Origin of the sequence: Nocardia sp. NPDC046473 (genome assembly GCF_040645995.1) — a bacterium.
GTDB lineage: Bacteria > Actinomycetota > Actinomycetes > Mycobacteriales > Mycobacteriaceae > Nocardia.
On the sequence record NZ_JBEYZJ010000009.1, the window covers coordinates 384,780 to 405,928 of the forward strand.

At 67.3% G+C, this 21,149-nt stretch carries 24 protein-coding genes and 1 pseudogene; 15 read left to right on the forward strand and 10 right to left on the reverse strand.

What is annotated here, in order from left to right:
• Window positions 1-68 precede the first annotated feature (68 nt).
• Both ABZ942_RS32235 and ABZ942_RS32240 read left to right on the forward strand, forming a co-directional pair.
• Complete coding sequence (locus ABZ942_RS32235) at window positions 69-953, forward strand: EamA family transporter (protein WP_357388645.1); 885 nt, start codon at window positions 69-71, stop codon at window positions 951-953.
• Between the two features lie 76 nt (window positions 954-1,029).
• Entirely contained in the window at window positions 1,030-2,322 is a 1,293-nt protein-coding gene (locus tag ABZ942_RS32240) for an alpha/beta fold hydrolase (protein ID WP_357388647.1), read from the forward strand.
• Window positions 2,323-2,463: 141 nt separating this feature from the next.
• On the opposite strand, the gene tsaA is transcribed toward ABZ942_RS32240, so the two are convergent.
• Together tsaA and ABZ942_RS32250 are read right to left on the reverse strand one after the other, a co-directional pair.
• Window positions 2,464-2,877: a tRNA (N6-threonylcarbamoyladenosine(37)-N6)-methyltransferase TrmO gene (gene tsaA, locus ABZ942_RS32245; RefSeq protein ID WP_357388649.1), complete on the reverse strand. Its 414-nt coding sequence runs from the start codon at window positions 2,875-2,877 to the stop codon at window positions 2,464-2,466.
• Window positions 2,874-3,212 (reverse strand): VOC family protein, encoded by a 339-nt coding sequence (locus tag ABZ942_RS32250; RefSeq protein WP_357388651.1) that lies wholly within the window; start codon window positions 3,210-3,212, stop codon window positions 2,874-2,876. The genes tsaA and ABZ942_RS32250 overlap by 4 nt, the downstream gene beginning before the upstream one ends.
• 78 nt (window positions 3,213-3,290) lie before the next feature.
• Here ABZ942_RS32250 and ABZ942_RS32255 point away from each other — a divergent pair, with 78 nt between their 5' ends.
• From ABZ942_RS32255 to ABZ942_RS32270, 4 genes are all read left to right on the forward strand, one after another.
• Window positions 3,291-4,136 (forward strand): sigma-70 family RNA polymerase sigma factor, encoded by an 846-nt coding sequence (locus ABZ942_RS32255; RefSeq protein WP_357388653.1) that lies wholly within the window; start codon window positions 3,291-3,293, stop codon window positions 4,134-4,136.
• Window positions 4,137-4,220: 84 nt separating this feature from the next.
• Complete coding sequence (locus ABZ942_RS32260; protein WP_357388655.1) at window positions 4,221-4,664, forward strand: DoxX family protein; 444 nt, start codon at window positions 4,221-4,223, stop codon at window positions 4,662-4,664.
• Entirely contained in the window at window positions 4,665-5,117 is a 453-nt protein-coding gene (locus tag ABZ942_RS32265; protein WP_357388657.1) for a DoxX family protein, read from the forward strand. It abuts the gene before it with no gap.
• A 486-nt stretch (window positions 5,118-5,603) separates the two neighbouring features.
• Window positions 5,604-6,560 (forward strand): hypothetical protein, encoded by a 957-nt coding sequence (locus ABZ942_RS32270; RefSeq protein WP_357388659.1) that lies wholly within the window; start codon window positions 5,604-5,606, stop codon window positions 6,558-6,560.
• Window positions 6,561-6,618: 58 nt separating this feature from the next.
• Here ABZ942_RS32270 and ABZ942_RS32275 read toward each other — a convergent pair whose 3' ends face one another.
• A complete protein-coding gene (locus ABZ942_RS32275) occupies window positions 6,619-7,464 on the reverse strand; it encodes a helix-turn-helix transcriptional regulator (protein WP_357388661.1) in 846 nt (281 codons plus the stop codon).
• A gap of 102 nt (window positions 7,465-7,566) precedes the next feature.
• Here ABZ942_RS32275 and ABZ942_RS32280 point away from each other — a divergent pair, with 102 nt between their 5' ends.
• The 4 genes from ABZ942_RS32280 (at window position 7,567) to ABZ942_RS32295 (ending at window position 10,861) form a co-directional block, all read left to right on the forward strand.
• Complete coding sequence (locus tag ABZ942_RS32280) at window positions 7,567-8,331, forward strand: SDR family NAD(P)-dependent oxidoreductase (RefSeq protein WP_357388663.1); 765 nt, start codon at window positions 7,567-7,569, stop codon at window positions 8,329-8,331.
• Window positions 8,332-8,354: 23 nt separating this feature from the next.
• On the forward strand, window positions 8,355-9,104 hold the full coding sequence (locus tag ABZ942_RS32285; RefSeq protein ID WP_357388665.1) for an SDR family oxidoreductase: 750 nt from the start codon (window positions 8,355-8,357) through the stop codon (window positions 9,102-9,104).
• A gap of 407 nt (window positions 9,105-9,511) precedes the next feature.
• Window positions 9,512-10,159, forward strand: coding sequence for a 1,4-alpha-glucan branching protein (locus tag ABZ942_RS32290; protein ID WP_357388667.1), 648 nt, complete (start codon window positions 9,512-9,514; stop codon window positions 10,157-10,159).
• A 150-nt stretch (window positions 10,160-10,309) separates the two neighbouring features.
• Window positions 10,310-10,861, forward strand: a complete 552-nt coding sequence (locus tag ABZ942_RS32295; protein ID WP_357388669.1) for a DUF4232 domain-containing protein — start codon at window positions 10,310-10,312, stop codon at window positions 10,859-10,861.
• A 105-nt stretch (window positions 10,862-10,966) separates the two neighbouring features.
• On the opposite strand, the pseudogene ABZ942_RS32300 reads toward ABZ942_RS32295, so the two are convergent.
• Window positions 10,967-11,245, reverse strand: a pseudogene (locus tag ABZ942_RS32300) (RNA polymerase subunit sigma-24); the annotation flags it as partial.
• A gap of 252 nt (window positions 11,246-11,497) precedes the next feature.
• Between ABZ942_RS32300 and ABZ942_RS32305 the strand changes: the two are divergent.
• Entirely contained in the window at window positions 11,498-12,394 is an 897-nt protein-coding gene (locus ABZ942_RS32305) for a recombinase family protein (protein WP_357388671.1), read from the forward strand.
• A gap of 16 nt (window positions 12,395-12,410) precedes the next feature.
• On the opposite strand, the gene ABZ942_RS32310 is transcribed toward ABZ942_RS32305, so the two are convergent.
• Window positions 12,411-13,640 carry an FAD-dependent monooxygenase gene (locus tag ABZ942_RS32310; RefSeq protein ID WP_357388673.1) on the reverse strand — a complete coding sequence of 410 codons (1,230 nt, stop codon included), beginning with the start codon at window positions 13,638-13,640 and terminating at the stop codon, window positions 12,411-12,413.
• Window positions 13,641-13,926: 286 nt separating this feature from the next.
• Window positions 13,927-14,163, reverse strand: coding sequence for a hypothetical protein (locus tag ABZ942_RS32315; protein WP_357388674.1), 237 nt, complete (start codon window positions 14,161-14,163; stop codon window positions 13,927-13,929).
• Between the two features lie 67 nt (window positions 14,164-14,230).
• Here ABZ942_RS32315 and ABZ942_RS32320 point away from each other — a divergent pair, with 67 nt between their 5' ends.
• Window positions 14,231-14,881 (forward strand): helix-turn-helix domain-containing protein, encoded by a 651-nt coding sequence (locus ABZ942_RS32320; RefSeq protein WP_357388676.1) that lies wholly within the window; start codon window positions 14,231-14,233, stop codon window positions 14,879-14,881.
• Here ABZ942_RS32320 and ABZ942_RS32325 read toward each other — a convergent pair.
• From ABZ942_RS32325 to ABZ942_RS32340, 4 genes are all read right to left on the reverse strand, one after another.
• Window positions 14,818-15,198, reverse strand: coding sequence for a hypothetical protein (locus tag ABZ942_RS32325; RefSeq protein ID WP_357388678.1), 381 nt, complete (start codon window positions 15,196-15,198; stop codon window positions 14,818-14,820). The genes ABZ942_RS32320 and ABZ942_RS32325 overlap by 64 nt on opposite strands.
• 207 nt (window positions 15,199-15,405) lie before the next feature.
• Window positions 15,406-16,551: a DUF6596 domain-containing protein gene (locus ABZ942_RS32330; RefSeq protein ID WP_357389026.1), complete on the reverse strand. Its 1,146-nt coding sequence runs from the start codon at window positions 16,549-16,551 to the stop codon at window positions 15,406-15,408.
• The gene (locus tag ABZ942_RS32335) at window positions 16,551-16,958 is read right to left on the reverse strand and encodes a YciI family protein (RefSeq protein WP_357388680.1); all 408 of its coding nucleotides are present in this window, start codon (window positions 16,956-16,958) and stop codon (window positions 16,551-16,553) included. The genes ABZ942_RS32330 and ABZ942_RS32335 overlap by 1 nt, the downstream gene beginning before the upstream one ends.
• Before the next feature lie 88 nt (window positions 16,959-17,046).
• Window positions 17,047-17,544 carry a pyridoxamine 5'-phosphate oxidase family protein gene (locus ABZ942_RS32340; RefSeq protein WP_357388682.1) on the reverse strand — a complete coding sequence of 166 codons (498 nt, stop codon included), beginning with the start codon at window positions 17,542-17,544 and terminating at the stop codon, window positions 17,047-17,049.
• A 326-nt stretch (window positions 17,545-17,870) separates the two neighbouring features.
• On the opposite strand from ABZ942_RS32340, the gene ABZ942_RS32345 reads away from it, so the two are divergent.
• From ABZ942_RS32345 to ABZ942_RS32355, 3 genes are all read left to right on the forward strand, one after another.
• Window positions 17,871-18,473, forward strand: coding sequence for a DUF308 domain-containing protein (locus ABZ942_RS32345; RefSeq protein ID WP_357388684.1), 603 nt, complete (start codon window positions 17,871-17,873; stop codon window positions 18,471-18,473).
• A gap of 85 nt (window positions 18,474-18,558) precedes the next feature.
• Window positions 18,559-19,980: a S8 family serine peptidase gene (locus ABZ942_RS32350; protein WP_357388686.1), complete on the forward strand. Its 1,422-nt coding sequence runs from the start codon at window positions 18,559-18,561 to the stop codon at window positions 19,978-19,980.
• Window positions 19,981-20,057: 77 nt separating this feature from the next.
• The gene (locus ABZ942_RS32355) at window positions 20,058-20,828 is read left to right on the forward strand and encodes a class I SAM-dependent methyltransferase (protein WP_357388688.1); all 771 of its coding nucleotides are present in this window, start codon (window positions 20,058-20,060) and stop codon (window positions 20,826-20,828) included.
• Window positions 20,829-21,149 lie beyond the last annotated feature (321 nt).

Below are 21,149 nucleotides of genomic sequence, written 5' to 3' on the forward strand. Positions count from 1 at the left end.
AACCGGATCGTATAGTTGTTGTGCCCCATGCATTTTGCGCACGGTCCGGCGCAGCACAGTATCGACGCATGCAAGCAGCCTCCACTCGCTCGGCAGACCGCGCCGTCCTGCGGGGCGCCGTGCCTATGGCCGGGGTCTGCACGATGCTTGCCAGCGGCCTTTCGACTCAGCTCGGCGCCGCGATCGGGTCGCTGGCTTTCCCTGTCCTCGGCCCGGCCGGCGTCATCGCGGTCCGCCAGTACGTCGCGGCGGCGGTGCTGCTCATCCTCGGTCGACCCCGCCTTCGGTCCTTCACTCGCCGCCAGTGGGGGCTGGTGCTGCTGCTCGCGGCCGACTTCGGTGTGACGAACCTGTCGCTCTACACCGCGATCGACCGGATCGGTCTCGGCCTGGCGGTGACCCTGGAGTTTCTCGGCCCACTCGCGATCGCGCTGGCCGGCTCGCACAGACGCGTGGACCTGGGCTGCGCCGTACTCGCCGTGGCGGGAGTCGTCGCACTGATGCGCCCGCGCCCTACCGCCGATTACCTCGGCATGGGGCTCGGTCTGCTCGCCGCCGCCGGTTGGGCCGCTTACATTCTGCTCAATCGTTCCATCGGGCAGCGCATCCCCGGGGCACAGGGTACGGCCGCCGCAGCGGTGTTGTCTGCCTTGGTCTTTCTGCCCATCGGAGCCGGCGTCGCGGTACACCACACGCCTTCCGCCGGGGCGATCGGTGCGGCTGTCGCGGCCGGAATCCTATCCTCGGCGCTGCCGTTCCTCGCCGACCTGTTCACGCTGCGCCGCGTTCCCGCAGAGGCATTCGGATTGTTCATGAGCGTCAACCCGGTGCTCGCCGCAGTTGTCGGTGTGCTCGTTCTAGGACAGCACCTCGACGTGGCCGCCTGGTTGAGCATCGCGGCGATCATCGCGGCCAACACCATCAGCATCCTCGCGCAGCCGAGGCACGCTTGACGCCGCGACGGTGTTCACCGTGCGCCGAAGCAGCGCCCGTATCCACGATCACGCCATTGCTGCAAAGGAGCCTTCCATGCCCGGTCTAACGCTGACCGATCATCTCTTCTCCGTCCCTCTCGACCATGATCGGCCGGACGGCGAGCACATCGAGGTCTACGCCCGCGAGGTGGTGGCCACCGGACACGAGCGGCTTCCCTGGCTGCTGTTTTTGCAAGGCGGGCCCGGCATGCTGCCGCCACGGCCGATCGGCCGGGACTCCTGGCTGGACCGCGCACTCGACGACTACCGCGTCCTGCTGCTCGACCAGCGCGGCACGGGCCGCTCCACTCCGATCACCCGTCAAACACTCCCGGCCCGCGGCGGGCCCGACGCGCAGGCCGACTACCTCACCCATTTCCGCGCCGACGCCATCGTCCGCGACGCCGAACTGATCAGGCGCACACTGACCGACGAACCGTGGTCGGTGCTCGGCCAGAGCTTCGGCGGCATGTGCGCCGTCACATACCTCTCGGTCGCGCCCGAGGGCCTGCGCGAGGCAATCATCACCGGCGGCCTTCCCGGTTTGCGGGTCACCGCCGACGAGGTCTACCGCGCCACCTATCCGCGCGTGCATCGCAAGAACAATGCCTACTACCGCCGGCACCCGCAGGACGTCGCCTCGGTCCGCCGGATCGCCGCGCACCTGATCGAGCGTCCCGCACCACTGCCGGACGGATCCTTACTCACCGTCGAGGCGTTCCAGTCGCTCGGGCTGATGCTCGGCACGAGCGACGGCGCGGACGTGCTGCACTACCTGCTCGAAGACACCTGGGCCGGAGCCGAGCTGTCCGACAGCTTCCTCGCCCGCGCCGCGGGTTTCCTCAGCTACGCCCAACTGCCGCTGAACCCGCTCATGCATGAACTCACCTACGCCCAGCGCGGCACCGGCGCCACGAACTGGGCGGCTGAGCGGGTGCGCGGCGAGTTCCCGCAGTTCGACGCGCGCATGGTGTTGGCCGGGGACGACCCGGTGCTGTTCACCGGAGAGATGACCTACCGGGGCCACTTCGACCAACCCTGCCTCGCGCCCCTGCGCGAGCCCGCCGAAGTGCTGTTCGCCCGCGAGGACTGGCCCGACCTCTACGATCCTCAGCGCTTGGCCGCGAACGAAGTCCCCGTGGCCGCCGCCGTCTACCTCGACGACATGTACGTCGATGCCACTTACTCGCTGCAGACCGCTGAGACCATCAGGGGCCTACAGCTGTGGGCGACCAACGAGTACGAGCACGACGGCCTTCGCACCAGTAGCGGACGCGTCCTCGACCGCCTGCTGCGAATGCTGCACAGCCAAAATCACTTTCGTGGGGAGTCGCAAGCTCGAGCGTGAATTCCACGTGGGCAGATTGTCAGTCCACCGGGCACGGGGTGAGCGCTTCCCCGATGTCGATCGATGACGAATAGTGCCGACTACCAACCGGTGTCGAACCGGTTGGTAGTCATCGGCCAGTTGTGCGTCAGCGGGGAAAGGTCACCGCTCGCCAACGCCACCGAGTACGGGTTTGAGGTCGATGACCGGTGTGCCGTCGACCGCCTCCAACGCATCGACGGACAGGACCGGTCCATCGATGCCGGTGATCGTCACTCGATGCAGGCCGATCGGATTCGGCCGGGCGGGGGAGCGGGTGGCGAAGACGCCGGTGGGCGCGCGCGACGTATCCCCGCGCGGATGTACCGTCAGCACGTCGCGATCGGCTTGATGCATCCAGGTCAACACCAGCACTTCGGTGCCGGGCCGCAAATCGGACGCGGCCTCGAAGACCTCCGTGCACAACCTGATTCGGGCAGGCGGGGCGCCCTCATCACCCTGTCGGGGCGCTACGGCCGGGTCGGTCAGTGGCGATTCCACCCAGCCGATGGGCCGCACCGTGAATTCCGTTGTCACGGTTGCAGCAATCCGACCGGGTTGCCGTCCGGGTCGACTAGCGTGGCGATCAACTTGCCGCCGCCTACGTCGCGCGGCTCGTCGCGCACCACCGCGCCCGCCGCCACCAGCGCCGTGATCTGGGTGTGGATGTCCTCGACGTGCCAGTAGCCGACCGGGCCGGCCATTCCCTTCTGTGCGCCGTGGGGGTCCAGGCCGATGTCCTGCCCGGCGGCGCGGTAGCCCACGTAGTAGGCGGTGTCGGTGGTGGGTTCGCCTAGCAGTGCACCGTAGAAGGCCTTGGCCTTGACCAGGTCGGTGACGGGATACACGATGGTCTGTAGTCCTGCGGTCATCATTCGCTCCTCGGTTCACACTGCCGTTCCGGTTGTTCATCCACCTACCTGACCGGCGAAATCGGAAGAGTGTGACAGATGGACGAGATTTTTCTCGCGCAACGGTTCGAGGAGTACCGTACGCACCTGCTCGCGGTGGCATACCGGATACTCGGGTCGGGCAGCGAGGCGGACGATGCGTTGCAGGAAGCCTGGTTGCGGTTGAGTCGTGCGGACTCCGAGGAGATCGAAAATCTGGGCGGCTGGCTGACCACTGTGGTGGCTCGGGTCTGCCTGAACATGCTGCAGGTGCGCAAGACCCGCCGCGAGCAGCCGCTGGCCGACCACGAGCCGGCGGAGCTGGTGACCGGTCCGGAAAACGATGTGGTGCTGGGTGATTCGATCGGGCTCGCGTTGCTGGTCGTGCTGGACCGGCTCTCGCCGCCGGAGCGGCTTTCGTTCGTGCTGCACGATATGTTCGCCGTCCCGTTCGACGAGATCGCCCCGATCGTCGGCAAATCCTCCACGGCCGCACGGCAATTGGCGAGCCGGGCGCGTCGTCGGGTGCAGGGTGCCCGCGCTGTTGCCGACCGCGACCGTCAGCGCGAGGTGGTGGACGCCTTCCTCGCAGCCTCGCGCGACGGCGATTTCGCGAGGCTGCTCACCCTGCTCGATCCCGAAGTGGTGCTGCGGGCCGACCAGGCCGCGCTGGCCACCGGCGCCGCGGCCGCCGTCGGTGCCCGAGCCGTCGCCGAAACGTTCTCCGGCCGAGCCAAGGGCGCCCGATTCGCGCTGATCGACGGTCGGGCTGGGCTTGTCTGGATGGTCGGCGGCGTGGCGCGGGTGGTCTTCGACTTCACCGTGTCCGACGGCCGCATCGTCGCGATCGACCTGCTTTCCGACGCCGACACGATCGACCTGATGGACCTGCAACTGCCGTCGTGATCGTCACATCCCGGCCACCGTGCCGGTCATGGGGGTGACGGCGCGGCCACCCCGGCCGCGCCCACCATCACAGGGAGAACCATCATGACCGCAATGCGCCGGATCGGCTACTGGACCACCACCCTGGTGCTCGGCTTCGTGTGGATATCCGGCGGCGCCGCCGACCTCATGCACCGCGGCGGCACCACGGACGGCATGGTCGCGCTCGGCTACCCCACCTATGTGATGACGATCCTGGGTTTCTGGAAGATCCTGGGTGCGCTGGCCATCCTTGCGCCTAAATTCCCGCTAGTGAAGGAATGGGCTTATGCCGGCACGGTGTTCGAGCTGACCGGTGCCTTCGCCTCCCACATCGCCTCGAATTCCTCGGTGAATCACCTGATCTACACCGGTGGCTTCGCGCTGTGCTCGGTAGTCTCCTGGGCACTGCGTCCCGCCGACCGCATGCTCGACATCCCCGGCCTGCGCCGGTTGCGTCCGAGCGAGGAGCGCGTTGTCGTTCGCGCATCGGTGCCTACCGTCGCATAGGTGTCACATCTCGGCCGGGCGGACGGTCATGGCGATATGACTATTGCCCACACCTGGCCCGGATGGGTCGCGACCGGTTTCCTGTGGTTCCTCGCCTTCGAGTTCATGGTGGGTGCGGTGACCAAGTTCTGGCCCGGGCCTACGTTTTTCGGGCCCGCGTATTCGATCAAGTTCGCGGACTGGGGGTGGCCCGCCTGGTTCCGGTTCGTCGTCGGCGGGATCGAGGGCGCGTGTGCGCTGCTGCTGGCGATTCCGTATCACGAGGCGCGATTCCTCGGCGCCGCGGTGCTGATACTCGTGCTGACCGGCGCGGTGGTCACGCACATCATCAATCACCACGGGCGCAAGGAAAGTTTCGCGGCGCCGGTGCATCTGGTCATCATGGTGCTTGTCGTGCTATCGACCTGGCCCGCCGACTGGGTGGACGTGGTTCAGCCGGGGCGGTGGTCGTAGCCGAATGTCCGCCGCCTGGCGCCGGGAAAGTTGCGCTGGCCACCAACAGAATTCGCAAAGTGGTACTGGCGTACAGGGGTGCACAGTTTTCGAGCCGTTTCGTTGAAGTTTCGTTGCGTTGGCTGTGACCAAACGTAAACGTAATAGAACCAACCAGATTGCGGGATTTCCCGGAGGGGAGTCAGGGGCTGACCGCCGATAATGTTCACTTATCGGCGGTCAGAAAACGAGACGGGGAAATGAGTCTCCCTGCGACACGCCACATTTCGTTTCGTATGAATACGTCAATAATGACGAAACCAACGCTACGATTCTCCGGTGTCCAACGTCTGCAACTACCCGGGCTGCTCGCGACCGATCACGCGCGGCGGGGGACCTGGCCGTCCCTCCGAATACTGTGATCACCCAGACCACACGCGATGGCGCGCTTGGCGGGAACGTCAACGGCAACAACAGGAGTCAGAGGCACCCCTCGCTAACGTCACTGTGACGCAGCAAGGCCCGGTTACCGTCGCCCGCCTCCGGGCGGATGAGCTGCTCACTCAATTCCGTGGACTGGCCGACCAACTGGGCAATACCCTCAACGCGGCCGTCGCGGAACTGTCCACCCTGGGCGACCCGTCCGTCGCCGAGGCACAGGTCCAGGCCGTGCAAGCCGACGCCGCCCGGCGGATCGCCGAAGCCGAAATGGCTTCCGTCGCTGCCGAACAGGCACGACGCGAGGCCGACGAGGCACGCGCGCTCGCCGAAGCCGCCGCTGACGACGCCGCCAGTGCGGCCGAAAGTGCCGAAGCCGCAGTTGCCGACGCGAACAGCACCCGCGATGACGCGCTCCGCGAAGTCGAGCGCGCCACCCGTCAGGCCGCCGACGATGTCTTCGCTGCCCGCAGCGAAGCCGAGGCCGACGTCCGCACGGCTCGCCGCGAAGCGGCCGAGGAAATCGAACGGCTCCGCAAGGAAGCCGCCGAACAGGTCGAACGCGCCGAACGCCGCGTCGCCACCGAAATCGCGCACGCACAACGCGAATCCGCCGCTCAGGTCGCCGCCACCCAGTCCGAACGCGACCTCGCGGTCCAACGCGCCGCCGACGCCGAACGCGCCACCGAACGCGCCGAACAAGCCGCCATGGAACGCATCGAAGCCGCCAACGAAGCCCGCGATGAATGGCGCCGGGTCCGCGCCGAACTCGACACCACCCGTACCGAACTCGCCGAGATCCGCCGCACCGCCGCCGCCGACATCGCCGCCGCCCGCGCCGAAGCCGCAGCAACCATCGACAAAGCCCGCACCGAAGCCGCACACCGCATCGAGGCCCTCGACCAAGCCCGCACCCAAACCCTGGCCCGCGCCGAACGCGCCGAAGCCCAACTCGACGAACTCCTCGCCGAAACCCGCCGCAAACCAACCACGGTCACAAAACTGGACAGCCACACGGGGGCATAGGGCAGTTCGCGAAACCGGGCGGCGACGGTGGTCGAGATCGTCGAGTTGTCGGCCCGTCTCACACGTCGGTGGGGAAGCGCTCGTTGCCCAGCACTCCCAGCAGCTGCAGCTTCTCGTAGCCCTCGGTGCACGGGGCAGCGGTCAACACCAGCAGCGCCAGCGACTGGTCCTCGGTGAACAGCACTTGGCAGTCCACCTCGATCGCACCCAATTCGGGGTGCAGCAGCACTTTGTGTTCCTCGAAGCGGCGGGCGACCTGCTGGCGCTCCCACAGCTCGGCGAACTCCACGCTGGCCTCGCACAGCGCGCCAACGAGTTCGCCGGCCCGCGACCGCGCACCCATCGACCCGTACGCGGCGCGCAGGCTGGCGACCTGGGCCCGGCTCACCCGGTCGTGGTCGTGCTCGGGATAGCGCAACCGCTCGGCGGGCTGAGTGAACCACCGGTAGACCTCACTGCGGGCCAGGCCGGTGTGCGCGGTCCAGTCACCCAGCAACGCCTTGGCCATCCGGTTCATCGCCAGCGCCTCACCCAGGTTGGACAGGATCAGCGATGGCGTGTCTTCGAGGCGGTCGAGCACCCGCAACAGCGCGGGCGCCACTTGCGTCGCGGTCGGCACCGTCGACGGGCTGTTGCGTCCGGCCATCTGGAACAGGTACCGGCTCTCGTCGACGGACAACCGGAGCGCACGGGCCAGCGAGGACAACATCTGCTCGCTGGGCTGCGTGCCACGCCCCTGCTCGAGGCGGGTGTAGTAGTCGGTGGACATGGCCGCGCGCGAGGCCACCTCCTCGCGCCGCAGTCCCGGTGCCCGTCGGCGCGGGCCAGGCGGCAGCCCGATGTCCTCGGGGCGCATGGTCTCGCGCCGGGTGCGCAGGAAGGACGCCAGTGCCACACGGTCCATGCGACCAGAGTATCGGCAGGTTGCCAATTGGTAGCCAGGGATTGCCGATCCCCCGATAAGCGCTCTCTGTATCCCACCCGCCGCGGTGGGCACGATCAGGGCATGAACATTACTGGAAACACCATCTTCGTCCCCGGCGCCACCAGCGGAATCGGCCTCGCACTTGCGGTCGAGTTGCAGGCGAGGGGCAACACCGTCATCGTCGGCGGCCGGCGCACCGCGCTGCTCGAGCGGATCGCCGTCGAGCACCCCGGCATGCACACCGTGCAGATCGACACCGCCGACCCCGCCAGCATCGAAGCCGCCGCCAAGCTGGTGCTCGACCAGCACCCCGAGCTCAACGTGCTGGTGACCATGGCCGGCATCATGAACGTCGAGGATTGGCACCAGCCCGAGACGTTCCTCGCCTCCGCCGAGTCCATCGTGACCACCAACCTACTCGGCCCGATCCGGCTGATCGCCGCGTTCATCGAGCAGTTGCGCAGCCAGCCCGACGCCACGATCATGACCGTGTCCTCGGGGCTCGCGTTCGCCCCGCTCACGGTCACCCCGAGCTACAACGCCACTAAGGCCGCCATCCACATGCTCAGTGAATCGCTGCGATTGCAGCTGGCCGACACCTCGGTGCGGGTGATGGAACTGGAGCCACCGTCGGTGCGCACCGCACTGCTGCCCGGCCAGGAAAACAGCGAGTGGGCCATGCCCCTCGACGAGTTCGTCACCGAGGTGATCGGGTTGATCGAGTCCCAGCCCGACGCCAAGGAGATCCAGGTCGAACGCGTCAAGTTCCTGCGCTACGGCGAGGCGCGCGGCGACTACGAGAAGGTCGTCGCCACGCTCAACCACAGCGACCCGAACGGCAAGTGACCGGTGATCGGAAGGAGATTGTGATGACGCTACAAGGAAAAGTCGCCCTGATCACCGGCTCGTCGCGAGGGCTTGGCCGGGCGATCGCCCTGCGCTTCGCCCAACAAGGAGCGGACCTGGTCATCAACTACGCACGTGACGCGGCAGCAGCGGGCGATGTCCAGGCCCAGGCGAGCGCCGCCGGCGTCAAGGCCGTCGCGGTGCAGGCCGACGTCTCCACCTCCGACGGTGTCGAGCACCTGTTCCGCACCGCGCTGGACACGTTCGGGCGGTTGGATGTGGTGGTCGCCAACGCCGGCATCGAGAAGGTCAACATCCCGGTCACCGACATCACCGAGGAGGACTTCGACCTGCTGTTGCGGGTCAACACCAAGGGGCCGTTCCTGGTGCTGCGGGCGGCGGCACGCCACATCGCCGACGGCGGGCGCATCATCAACGTGGCCTCCAGCACCACCCAGTTCCCCGCCGTCGGCATGGGCCTGTACGGCACCAGCAAGGTCGCGCCCACCTACCTCGTGCAGGTGCTCGCCAAGGAACTCGGTCCGCGCGGGGTCACCGTCAACTCGCTGATACCCGGCGCGATCGACGACGCGGGCATCTTCGACGGCGTACCCGATGACGACCCGTACAAGACCGACCTGCGCGAGTCGGTGCCGCTCGGCAGGTTGGCCACCACCACCGACGTCGCCGACGTGGCCGAACTGCTCGCCGACCCCAAGGCGGCTTTCGTCACCGGCCAGCACATCCTGATGAACGGCGGCTCGAATCAGTGAGCTCTGTCCTTGGCGTTCAACCAGCCGCGCTGGTTGAACGCCAAGGTCAATGCCGCCCCGACCGCGCTGACGAAGGCATGGAAGGCCCGCGCGACGGCGGGTCGCTGCCGGTTAGCCAGTTGTCGATGATCGCCAGCATTTCGGCGAGTTCGGTCGCGCCGTCGACGGTGAGTCAGCTGGTTCCGGGCTCGTTGAGGGAACCGCCATGAGCGAGTTGCCCTGTGCTGCAACAGCATGGCCAGGTACCTGCTCGGCTCGGGTCACCCGCAAGCACTGCGGTGCGAGCGAAGCTCCGAGCGACCCGGGCACATCGCAGTCGGAATCCCATAGACTGCGATGCGCGGCGGCGACTGGCCTCGCCGTCACAGAGGGAGAAGGCGCGCATGGCGGTAATCCACGAGACCACAATGGTTCCCACGAAGGTCGAGTTGTTGTCCTCGTGGTTGCCGACGCGGTCGTGGTATCGCGGAGGCGCTCAGCCCGTGCTGGATCGGGTCGGTGGGTTTCGGCTCGATGATCCGGACGGTGAGGTCGGGATCGAGTTCGTTGCGGTGACGGACAGTTCGGGTGCCGAGCCGGTCACCTATCAGGTCGTGTTCGCTTATCGCGGGGCACCGCTCGAGGGGGCCGAGGACGCGCTGATCGGCACGTCGATGCACGGTGTGCTCGGGCAGCGGTGGCTCTATGACGGGACGCGCGATCCGGTGGTGGTGGCGCAGATTCTGGCGTTGCTCGGTGGAACGGCAGTGCCGCAGGCGCAGCATGACAGCGCGACGATAGATGAGTCGGTTGTCGTGACGACCCCGGAGATCGCGGTTCCCGCACTCGGATCCGAGCCGGTGACGGCGGAAGATGGATCATCGGGCACCGACATCATGGTCGGCGCGCGAGTGCCGGGCAGTACGGCGATTGTCCGGATCAACCGGATTCTGCGTCCCGGTGACGAGTCCTCCGAAGCGGCCGGGGCGGGTCACGTCACCGCGAATTGGCGCCTGCCGGACGGTTCTACGGTCCGCGGAGTGTTGCTGACCTTCCATGGCCACGCAGCGGGCTAGTTGAAAGATGAACGGCCGCAAGGCTGTTCAGCGACACAACACCCGCTTGGCGAGACACGCGCCGCCCGGCCTGCGACCATATCCTTGTCGGAGTGCACGGCGCACGGATTGTGCAGCGGCGGGGATGGCCTGCTCCGACGACGAAAGGACGTGATTCCGCTGTCGAAACGGACCACGCGATACGCACCGATCATCGTCGGTGTCGCGTTACTCGCCGTCGCCGGCTGCGCGAGCAACCCGGCCACCTCTGATGAATCCCCGAGCGTCGGTAGCAAGCAAGTTTCACCATGTGCCGCTGGGCAACTCGTGCTCAGCGCCACCGAGGTATCGCCCGGCTCGACCCACCGCGGCGTGCAGATCACCGTCGGCCTGGCCAACGGCACCGCCGCGTGCGAGCTCTCGGGCTACCCCGAGATCGAGGCCGACCAGGGCGGCCCCGCCATCCGCGCCGACCACACCCCCCGTGGCTACCTCGGTGGACTCCCACCCGACCTCGACGCTCCACCCGTCGTCATCATGACCACCGCTCCGGCCGCAGCCATCGTCGAGGGGATAGCGGTCGACGCCAACGGCAATTCCTGCCCGACCTACACCCGCCTACGCGTCACCCCACCCAACACACCCACCCCACAGTCCATCGCGACCACTATCACCGCATGCACACTGGAAGTCCATCCGCTCCTCGGCCCAGACATGCACTGATCCAACTGGCGGTCCACTCACGCTGGCGCGCAGGCAAATTCGCCATGTTCGTCAACCTTTCAGGTCATGGCCGACAGGGGTGGGCGCGATCGGTGGCGCCGGCGTTCAACTCCGCAACTGCGCATTGAGCCGGGCGGCCTGTCGCGTGAGGTGTTCGCGTTCGGGGAGGCTTGCTGCCGAGTGGGCTGCTTCGTTGTAGAGCCGTGCCGCGGTGGCCGGGTCGCCGTCACGTTCGTGTAGGTATGCCGCGACGGCCGCGTACCTGGGCAGGGCGGGGTCGAGGCCCGTGAGTGCGGCCAAGCCCGCTCGTGGACCGTCGGCCTCACCGACCGCGACGGCCCGATTGAGCTGGGCCACTGGACTGTTGGTGAGTCGCACCAGTTGGGGTGGGACCGGAATGCGAGCGAAACGTGCCACACGCCAGCGGCAGGTAGGTCATAGGCGCGAATCAGTGTCGTAGGCGGGCGGCGAGGACGTCCGCCGACTCGAAGAGGCAACAACGCGGACACCGAGGTTGTTTCATAGGTGGTCCCCGTTTCAACGCCGAGCGCCGACGGTATCGCCGCAGGCCGATTTGTTTCACCGGTCGTTTCCTTCCTCTTGACCGGTGAAACACATTCCTGAAACGATCCCGGCGTGATCACCGACCCGTACCGGCTCGTCGAGTCGCACGTCTGCCCGATGTCCACCTGCCAGGCCCCGGCGGGCTCGCCCTGCCGCACCACCGCCGGCAAGGTCGCACTCAAGTACCACACCGCCCGCTTCCAGCTTGTCCCCGCGCTCCGCTCCGAACTGCACGTCGCGACCCCGGCCGTACGCCATCCCGGCTCCGTCTGGATGGCCCTGCCGGTGCAGAAGCTGGCGGCGCCGGCCGTGTCGATGGAAGTCCGGCTCGCGTACGCCAGGGTCTCGACCCGCACGCAGGAGATCCAGTCTCAGGTCGACGCCCTCGAAGCATCCGGCGTGCACCGTCTGTTCCAGGAACAGATCAGCACCCGGGTCCGGGAACGCCCCGAGATGAAGGCCGCCCTGGCGGCGGCCCGCGAGTACCGCTCGCTGGGAGCGAAGGTCACCCTCGTGGTACACGAGATGAAGCGCCTGGGCCGCGGCGCCCTGGAACTACTGAAGGTCGCCGAAGAACTGCGGGACGCCGAGATCGAGCTGGAGTTCCTCACCGGCCCCCTCGCCGGGAAGCACGACCCGGCCGGCCATGGGGCCGCCTTGTTCGCTTTCTTCGCCGCCATGGCCGAGTCCGAACGCGACTACATCCGCGACAAGAGCCTCGAAGGCCAGGAGACCGCCCGCACGAAGGGCAAGGTGATCGGCGGCGTCAAGGTCTCCGACGAGGACATGCTCGCCACCGCCCTGCGCCTGCGCGACGACGAACGCCTCTCGCTGCGCGAGATCGCCTCCCACCTCGTCATCCGCACTGGCAAGAAGCGCGGTCAGCACCCAGCCCCGGCCACCGTCATGCGCATGCTGCGTGAACACGACGAGCAGACAGCCACAACCCCTCTGGAGCCCACGGCCTGACCTGGGGGATCAGTCCTCAACGTTGTTTTTTCGGCTCACCAGTCTGGGACCCCTCGTAGTCGGGGAGGGTGAGGGCGGAGTACGCGGCGCGCGGCGGGTCGGAGGGGAGGGCGGACAGAGAGCGCAGGGCGTCGTTGCGCTGCTGGAGGGACTCCTCGGTGGCGGGGAAAAGCTCCGTGTCGCCCCCGTTGGCCATCTCCTGGTTGAGGGTCACGAACGGCCTCAGCACCCTGTCATAAGCGTCGAACGCCTCCGCGTGGTCGGCATGCGCGGCCAGCTCGCCGGCCAGCACATAGGCCCCGACCAGTGCGAGACTGGTGCCCTGTCCCGTCAGGAAGGACGGCGCGTAGGCGGCGTCACCGACCAGCGCGACCCGGCCCAGGGACCAGTTTGTCATCCGTATCTGGCTGACGGCGTCGAAGAACAGGTCCTCGGCGGCGCGCATCTCGGCGACCATCCGGGGAATTTCCCAACTTTCGTCCGGGAAGGTGGCGGCGACCAGTTCGCGCTGCGCGTCGGGGTTGCGGAAGGCGTCGAAGGGCTGGTCGGAGCGCCTGAAGGAGAGCAGCCCGAACACGTTTCGGCCGGAGCCTGCGGCATACAGGGCGGCGCGCCGGCCTGGGGTGTTCCACAGCACGCCCTCGTGGGAGAGCCCGAGGTGGTTGGGCAGGGTGAAGCCTGCAAAGCAGGCACCGAGGTAGTGGTGGAAGCGCTCCTCGGGGCCGAGGATCAGACGGCGGGTGTTCGAGTGGAGTCCGTCGGCCCCGATGACGACATCGAAGGTGCGGCGGGCGCCGCTGCGGAAGGCCACCTCGATGCCGTCGGAGCGGTCGTCGAGCGAGGCGATGGAGTCGTTGAACATGAACGCGACGGAGTCGCGGACCGCGTCGTAGAGAATCTCGGTCAGGTCGCCGCGTTGCACCTCGAGGTCGCCGTCAGCGCCGATGCCCATGTTCTCGGCGCGCAGTGCTGCGATGGTGCTGCCGTCGGCGCCCACGAAGGTGATGCCCTGGGTGTTGACGTGGGCCTTCTGCAGTTGGGGCAGGACGTTCATACGCCGTACCACCTCCAGGGCGGTACCGCGGATGTCGATGGGGTAGCCGCCACCGCGCACGGTGCCCGCCTTCTCGACGACGGTGACGTCGAAGCCGTAGCGGTGCAGCCAGTAGGCGATCGCCGGGCCGGCGATGCTGGCGCCGGAGACGAGGACGGAGCGGTTGCGGGGGTGGCGATGTGTCTCGTTCATGGTTGCTCCTTTCTGGCCGCGCCGCGTCAATGCGCGGGGCAGCCAGATGTCAGACTCGGGTTTCTTGTTTTTGGGGTGCGGTGGGGCGCTGTGCGGAACGGCACTTGAAGGTGCTCAGTGGGTCTCCGCACGCCACAGGTAGGCGGGCCTCGCGGAGTATTGCTCCGCGAGGATCGGGGCATGGGGCATTCCTTGAGGTGGTGGAAGTGACGCTAGGACAGGGCCCGTCAGCTTTCGGGGCTCGTTCTCGTGTCCGTGCGCACTAGAGTCCCTGCCTGCCGTCGGCTCAGTACGGCCTCGTGGTGATGGCGCGGCGAGGCATGCTCTGGCCCTCGATGAGCGCATGCCGCTGGATGGACTGAGCGTGGCCCAGCAGCACCGCGCCGTCGAGATCCGTGAATTCTCCTTCGCCGATGGCGTGTTCGAGCCAGGTCTGCAGTGCGTCGCCCGGCGCTTCGGCGGCGGGCAGGAAGTGGTATTGGGGCCAGCGGTCTGCGAGGGGCGCCGTCGCTGTCGAGGTCATACGGTGATACTACACCGTGCAGTGTAGTAAGTAAACTGCACGGTGTAGAGTGGTATCGTGGCTGGTCATGAACACTGGCGGTACGGAGAAGACCGTGCGCGAAGGATCCTTGGAGAAGCGGACGGCGATTCTCGCCGCCGCACGCGACCTGTTCGTACATCAGGGAGTGGACCGCGTCAGCATGGACGCCATCGCGGCCCGGGCCGCGGTCTCGAAGCGCACCGTATACGACTACTTCGGCGACAAGCGGCGCCTCTTCCTCGCCATCCTCTCCGACGCCTCCGAGTCAATGTCGGCCACAGCATGCCGGGCGCTCGACGAACACCTCCCCATGGACGCCCGGATCACGACTGCGCCGCAGCTGGAGAAGGCGCTGACCGCTTTGGCTGTCGACCTCGGCACGTCGATCGTCGGATCCGCCGACTACACCGCCGCATTCGCCCTCGTCGCCCAGGAGCGCCTGCGGACGCCGATGACCAAGGACGACATCGCGACGGCCGCGGTGGAGGAAGCGCTCGCGGAACGCATCGCGCACTTCGCCGAGGCGGGGCTCCTGGATACGGACAACCCGCGTCTGGCCGCCGACCACTTCGGTGCCCTGACCCTCTTGTTGGCCTACGAACGTCACCCGGTCCCCGCCAACGCCGACCTGGGTCAGGTCCGCCAGACCATGATCGACGGGGTCCACGCATTCATCCGCGCGTACACCACGCGTTGAGAACGGCAGGATCCGGTAATCGATCGGCTCCCGTGCTTGGCCGCGGTCGACCCGTCGCCCCACATCGCGGCGACATCCAGCTTCGCGAAGGCGTTGACCACGTCCGCCGACGCCTTGTAGATCTTGTCGGGGTGGCGTGCTTGTTCCCGGCCGTGTAGATCTCGTGGGCGCTGACCCCGCGCATGTGCGGGGCGACCTCGGTCGGCCCGAGGTTCCCGCCGTAGGCGAACGCGGTCACCACGTACGTCCTTGCCATCGCGCTTGACGGTGACGCTCTCCTCGATCCACTCCGCGCGCCGGTCAGTTGTGCTGTCCATTCGAGCGGGATGTCTTGTCGTAGGGATAGGTGCGTCGCCACCGAGGCCGCTTGGGCGCAGGACCTAGCTCGCCCACACCGGATGTGGCTCCCGCGATGAATGCGCCGATCCAGTAGCCGATGCTCGTGCAGATCCACACCACGTATTTCCAGAACATGATCGCCAACCTTTCAAGTCATGGGTGAGCGCGATCGGTGGTGCTGGCGTTCAACTCCGCAACTGTGCGTTGAGCCGGGCGGCCTGCCGGGTGAGGTGCTCGCGTTCAGGAAGGCTCGATGCGGAGCGGGCCGCTTCGTTGTAGAGCCGTGCCGCGGTCGCTGGGTCGCCGTCACGTTCGTGGAGATACGCCGCGACGGCAGCGTACCTGGGGAGGGCGGGGTCGAGGCCTGTGAGTGCGGCCAAGCCTGCTCGCGGACCGTCGGCTTCACCGACCGCGACGGCCCGATTGAGTTGAGCCACTGGGCTGTTGGTGAGTCGCACCAATTCGTCGTACCACTCGACAATCTGCACCCAGTCGGTCTCCTCGGCAGTCTGAGCGTCGGCGTGCAGGGCGGCGATGGCGGCCTGGGCCTGGAATTCGCCCAGTCGGTCGCGGGCGAGGGCGGCCTGGAGCACGTCGACGCCCTCGGCGATCAGGCGAGTGTTCCAGAGGCTGCGGTCCTGTTCGGCGAGCGGGACAAGGCTGCCGTCGGAGCTGGTCCGGGCCGGTCGTCGCGCGTGGTGCAGCAACATGAGTGCGAGCAGGCCGGCCACCTCCTCGTGCATGGTCTTGGCGGCGAGTTGGCGGGTGAGCCGGATGGCCTCACCGGCAAGGTCGATATCGCCGGAGTAGCCCTCGTTGAAGACCAGGTAGAGCACGCGCAGCACGGTGGCGACGTCACCGGGCTGGTTGAACCGGACATCCGAGACGGTTCGCTTGGCCCGGCTGATCCGTTGCGCCATGGTCGCCTCGGGCACCAGATAGGCCTGCGCGATCTGACGAGTGGTCAGGCCGCCGACCGCGCGCAAGGTGAGCGCGACGGCCGACGCCGGTGTCAGCGACGGGTGCGAGCACAGGAAATACAGCTGAAGCGTGTCGTCTGTTGTCTCGGCCGGGCCGGGTGGCGGCTCGGCCTCGATCCGCTGCTCTCGCTCGCGACGCGCCGCCTCGGCGCGGTGCGCGTCGAGGAATTTGCGCCAGGCGACCGTGACCAGCCAGCCCTTCGGGTCGGCGGGCTGCTGGTCCGGCCAGCTCGTCGCGGCCTGGATGAGAGCTTCCTGCACGGCGTCCTCGGCCGTCGCGAAGTCGACGCCGCGATGCACGAGGACGCCGATCACCGCGGGAGTCAGCTCCCGCAGCGGCAGTTCGTCCATCACTCGGTGACCGTCGGCGTTTCGCCGTAGAGCGGGCGCAGTTCGAGCCACTCGTGGATCGGCTTGCCGCCCGCGCCCGGTGCCGCGGACAACTCACCGGCCAGCTCGATCGCCCGCTGGTAGGTGTCGACGTCGATCACCATCCAGCCCGCGATCAGGTCCTTGGTCTCGGCGAACGGGCCGTCGGTGACCGGTGGCCGTCCCTCACCGTCGTAGCGGACGAAGGTGCCCTCCGGGGACAGCGCTCGCTCGTCGACGAATTCGCCGGTGGCCTCGAGGCGAGTGGCGAAGTCGCGCATGTACTGGATGTGAGCCGTGATCTCCTCGGGCGTCCACTGGTCCATCGGCGCGTTGTTGACCGAGGCGGGCGCGCCACGGTAGTGCTTGAGCAGCAGGTACTTGGCCATCGTGTTCTCCTTGATGTGGTTCGGCCCATTGTGGCCGGGTGCTGTTTGCAGGGATGAAGCAGCGCGGTGGTTCTGCACGCTGCAGCGCTCAGGCGCGCGACCGTTGCGCCCGCTGCTGGATCAGCTCCTCGACCGGGCTGGGCAGGGTCGTGTCGAAGTCGATCAGTTTCGCCCAGGTCGGGGTGACGACGATCCGGACCATGCCGTCGTAGAGCGAACGCACCTCCGCCTCCCAGTGGACCCGCTGCTCAGCGGTCATCTCGTAAGAGCCGTTCATCTGGAGGTACTCCGCCGGGATGCCGTCGACCACGTCCAGCTCGACCCGGCCTCGAATGAGCAAAATCTTCGGCGGATGCACCTCGGTGTCGATCGTCAGAGCCACCATCGGATTCTCGCGCAGGGCATGCAGTTTCGGGGCGTTCTTCGAGGTGCACAGGACGACCTCGGCACCGTTCCAGGTGAACGCGATCGGGATATTGCGGGGTGTGCCGTCCTTGGCGACGTAGGCCAAGCGGGTCAGGTCGCGGGCCAGCAGTTCCTGGCTGAGCGGGCGGTTCAGGACTTCGGCGATCTCGTTCTGTTCCACGGTATTGCCTTTCGGTGTTGTTCGTTGGCTGGGCGGTTCTTCTTCGTCGCGGCCGGTGGTGGCCGCTGATATCCCTAGGACGGAGCCGGCGCTACGTTCTCGACATCGGAATCGTGCTGAGTTCCAGAAATTTTCTGCTGACCGCCGGAGACCTGACCGCAGCGCTTGCGGCAACGACGTGGCAACATTCGCCGACTGCCAGCGGCCAGACCAGCCGAGACGCGTAGCCGATCCCTGTAACGGGGTCACAATCCGGCGTTCCACTAGGCGCACCGAGTGAAAGCAAACACGCGGCTATCCGCACGAACCCGCCATATCATGTAGCTATGCCCGAAACCGAGCTCGAAGGGCGTACGGAACCACTGGCCGGGGGCGTCCGGCAGGCAATAGTGGTGGCCGGTGCCTGCTCGATGATCGTGGGTGTGGTCGTAGCGGTGTGGCCACACAAGTCGCTGCCGACCGCGGAGCTGCTCTTCGGTCTCTACCTGCTGCTCAACGGCGGATTACAGATGGTCATCGCGTTCGGCGCGAAATTCGCGCCCGCGCTGCGTGTGCTCGTCTTCGCCAGCGGCCTGGTCTCCCTGCTGCTTGCCGTGCTGTGTTTCAGCGGCGGCAATTCGGCACTGCTGCTCTCGTTCTGGATCGGGCTGGCCTGGTCGGTGCGCGGAATCTGTCACGCCACGGTCGCGGTCTGGGCGGACGATCTCGCGGGCGGCGGCAGGCAGGAGGTGTTCGGCCTGGCGACGATGGTGCTCGGCATCCTCGTCGGTGTCCTGCCGTTCGACTCGGTGGACGTGCTCGGCCTGGTGGTCGGCCTGTTCCTCATCCTGATCGGGACCATGGAGGTACTCAGCGTCGCCGCGGTGCGTCACCGTGTGGTGGAGCTGCCCGGGGCTTCGCGAATGCGTGCGGTCCGGCTCGATCGCTGATCGCCTGGCATGCGATGCCGAAATGCGGCCGCTGCGTAACGCATTCCGCTAGTGGTGGGTCCGCGCAGCAGGTTCACTGGAAACCATGGCAGCCCAGCAGTCCGCGCTCCAGTTGCAGCCGGAGCTGATCGTGGTCACCCATGGCGCGGACACCCCGCTCAGCCCGAGCGCCCTCGATGAGAGTCTCAGCGCCGAGGCGCGGTTGACCGGGCTGCTTCCCGCAGGTGGTCGGCTCGCGCGGATCTTCGGACCGGTCAACCGTCTGCACGGTCGCGTCGCGGGGACACCGCACGAATCTGTCGCCGCGCAGTATCTGCGGTACTTCGCCGTCCGCGGGATCACCGAGGGGCTCGCCGACATCGCGGCACGACTGCGCGAAGACGACGCGGTCGATGGTGCTTATCTCAAACCGCCCGCCGAACCGCCGATCGCCCCGGGCGGCACCGCCTATTCCGTGGCGGCCGACGCGCCACCGGTCACCCCGAACTTCGAAGCGCGCCAGGGTTATCTCGACGCGGCACCGCAAGGCATCGACGCCCGCTGGGCCTGGACCGTGCCGGGCGGCGGCGGCCAAGGTGTGCGCGTGATCGATGTCGAAGGCGCGTGGCGGTTCACCCACGAGGACCTGCTCGCGAATCAAGGCGGCGTGATCGGCGGCGACCCCTCGCCAGATCGGGGCTGGCGCGACCACGGCACCGCGGTCGCGGGGGAGATCAGCGGTGACGTGAACGCCTTCGGCATCACCGGCATCGCACCCGACGCCTTCTTGCGGGCCGTCTCGATCTTCGGACCAGGATCGGCCGCGGCCATCCGCGCGGCCGCCGACGCGCTCGCTGCAGGCGATGTCATCTTGCTCGAACTGCACCGTCCCGGACCACGATTCAACTACGCGGGCCGCGCGGACCAGGCGGGCTATATCGCCATCGAATGGTGGCCCGACGACCTCGCCGCCATCCGCTACGCCGTCGGGCGCGGTGTCATCGTGGTCGAGGCAGGCGGGAACGGTGCCGAAGACCTGGATGCCGCGCTGTACGACACCCGTCCCGTCGGCTTCCCGACCTCGTGGCGCAACCCGTTCCGCGGCGGTGCGGCCGACTCCGGGGCGATCATCGTCGGCGCCGGCGCGCCACCGTCCGGCTTCCACGGCCGCGACTACGGACCCGGACGGTCTCGACTCGATTTCTCCAACTTCGGTTCTCGTGTCGACGCCCAAGCCTGGGGGAGGGAAGTCACCACCACCGGCTATGGCGATCTGCAGGGCGGTTCCGACGAAGACCTCTGGTACACCGACGTGTTCAGCGGGACATCCAGTGCCTCACCGATCATCACTGGCACCGTCGCCAGTTATCAGGGGATCAGCACCGCAGCCGGTCAACGCCGGACCCCCGCCGAGGTACGCGCCCGGCTGCGAGCTACCGGGTCACCGCAGACCAGTGCGCCGGGCCGACCGGCGAGTCAGCGGATCGGCAACCTTCCGGACCTGAAGGCGATGGCCGCGCCGCACTGAACCGCCAATCCTGGACAGCTTTCCGGCATTCCACGTCAGATCGCGACGCACCGGGACGTGCGGCTAGCATCCGGAGAATGGGTGGGCAGTCGAATCACGATCAGGCAAGTTCGTTCGGTGCGGGGGCAGCGGTATACGCGAAGTCACGACCTTCCTATCCGGGAGAAGCAATACGTTGGCTGGTTCCGTCCGGCGCGCGGAAGATACTCGACCTGGGGGCCGGCAGCGGCCAGCTGACGCGAGGGCTGCTCGAGCTCGAATGCGATGTGGTGGCGGTGGAACCGTCCGACGGTATGCGTGCGGAGTTCGTGCGCGCACTGCCGGAGGTGCCGATCCTGGCGGGCCGAGCGGAGAGCATTCCCCTCGACGACGACTCGGTGGATGCCGTCGTCGTCGCGCAGGCCTGGCACTGGGTGGACGTGGACGCTGCCGTTCCCGAGCTGAACCGTGTGCTGCGAGATGGTGGTCAGCTCGGGCTCGTATGGAACATCCGCGACGAACGCGAACCGTGGGTCGCCGAGCTGGGCCGAATCATGCGGCAAGGCACCGAGCTGGACATGAACAGTGAAACCCCGTATGTCGGACCGCCTTTCGAGCCGATCGAGCGACGAGACTTCGAATGGATTTGCCGCATGTCCCGATCCGGACTACTGGATCTCGTCGCGTCCCGCAGCTACATCCTGACCCTGGAACCACCAGCCCGGCAGCAAGTGTTGAACGCCGTGAGAGCCCTGTTGAACACGCACCCCGCTCTCAGCGGGCATGCGGATATCCACCTGCCGTATGTGACCCGCTGTTCACGGACTCGCTTGGTGAAGTTTCAAGGCGGCGCGAGCACGCCATCCTGATCCGCGATCGCGCCCTACTCGCACTTTCTCGCCGCCATGTCCCGCTCGGCATCGACGCGACCATCGGATGGGACTTGGCGGCGGCCCCACTCGTGCGGGGGCGGTTGGACAGCGAGGTGGGAGCTCGGTCCGGGCGCGAAGGTCTGGGTTCGCCGGAGTTGAGGGCTTTCGCGCGTGATCGGCCGAACAGCGGCGCATTGGTGCTGCGGAGGGACAATCTGCGGCCGTCGGCGGGGTACTTCGCCGGAGTCGGCGGCCTATTCGGACAGAGTCGGCGGGCTTTCAGAAGGTCGCTGCACCCTCTGGGTAGCCGGTACCAGG

Bases quoted from the DNA above. Each gene is read 5' to 3' on its own strand.
- ABZ942_RS32235 (WP_357388645.1), top strand. From the start codon at position 69: ATGCAAGCAGCCTCCACTCGCTCGGCAGACCGCGCCGTCCTGCGGGGC.
- ABZ942_RS32240 (WP_357388647.1), top strand. From the start codon at position 1,030: ATGCCCGGTCTAACGCTGACCGATCATCTCTTCTCCGTCCCTCTCGAC.
- ABZ942_RS32250 (WP_357388651.1), bottom strand. From the start codon at position 3,212: ATGACCGCAGGACTACAGACCATCGTGTATCCCGTCACCGACCTGGTC.
- ABZ942_RS32255 (WP_357388653.1), top strand. From the start codon at position 3,291: ATGGACGAGATTTTTCTCGCGCAACGGTTCGAGGAGTACCGTACGCAC.
- ABZ942_RS32260 (WP_357388655.1), top strand. From the start codon at position 4,221: ATGACCGCAATGCGCCGGATCGGCTACTGGACCACCACCCTGGTGCTC.
- ABZ942_RS32275 (WP_357388661.1), bottom strand. From the start codon at position 7,464: ATGGACCGTGTGGCACTGGCGTCCTTCCTGCGCACCCGGCGCGAGACC.
- ABZ942_RS32280 (WP_357388663.1), top strand. From the start codon at position 7,567: ATGAACATTACTGGAAACACCATCTTCGTCCCCGGCGCCACCAGCGGA.
- ABZ942_RS32285 (WP_357388665.1), top strand. From the start codon at position 8,355: ATGACGCTACAAGGAAAAGTCGCCCTGATCACCGGCTCGTCGCGAGGG.
- ABZ942_RS32290 (WP_357388667.1), top strand. From the start codon at position 9,512: ATGGTTCCCACGAAGGTCGAGTTGTTGTCCTCGTGGTTGCCGACGCGG.
- ABZ942_RS32310 (WP_357388673.1), bottom strand. From the start codon at position 13,640: ATGAACGAGACACATCGCCACCCCCGCAACCGCTCCGTCCTCGTCTCC.
- ABZ942_RS32315 (WP_357388674.1), bottom strand. From the start codon at position 14,163: ATGACCTCGACAGCGACGGCGCCCCTCGCAGACCGCTGGCCCCAATAC.
- ABZ942_RS32320 (WP_357388676.1), top strand. From the start codon at position 14,231: ATGAACACTGGCGGTACGGAGAAGACCGTGCGCGAAGGATCCTTGGAG.
- ABZ942_RS32325 (WP_357388678.1), bottom strand. From the start codon at position 15,198: ATGGACAGCACAACTGACCGGCGCGCGGAGTGGATCGAGGAGAGCGTC.
- ABZ942_RS32330 (WP_357389026.1), bottom strand. From the start codon at position 16,551: ATGGACGAACTGCCGCTGCGGGAGCTGACTCCCGCGGTGATCGGCGTC.
- ABZ942_RS32335 (WP_357388680.1), bottom strand. From the start codon at position 16,958: ATGGCCAAGTACCTGCTGCTCAAGCACTACCGTGGCGCGCCCGCCTCG.
- ABZ942_RS32345 (WP_357388684.1), top strand. From the start codon at position 17,871: ATGCCCGAAACCGAGCTCGAAGGGCGTACGGAACCACTGGCCGGGGGC.
- ABZ942_RS32350 (WP_357388686.1), top strand. From the start codon at position 18,559: ATGGCAGCCCAGCAGTCCGCGCTCCAGTTGCAGCCGGAGCTGATCGTG.
- ABZ942_RS32355 (WP_357388688.1), top strand. From the start codon at position 20,058: ATGGGTGGGCAGTCGAATCACGATCAGGCAAGTTCGTTCGGTGCGGGG.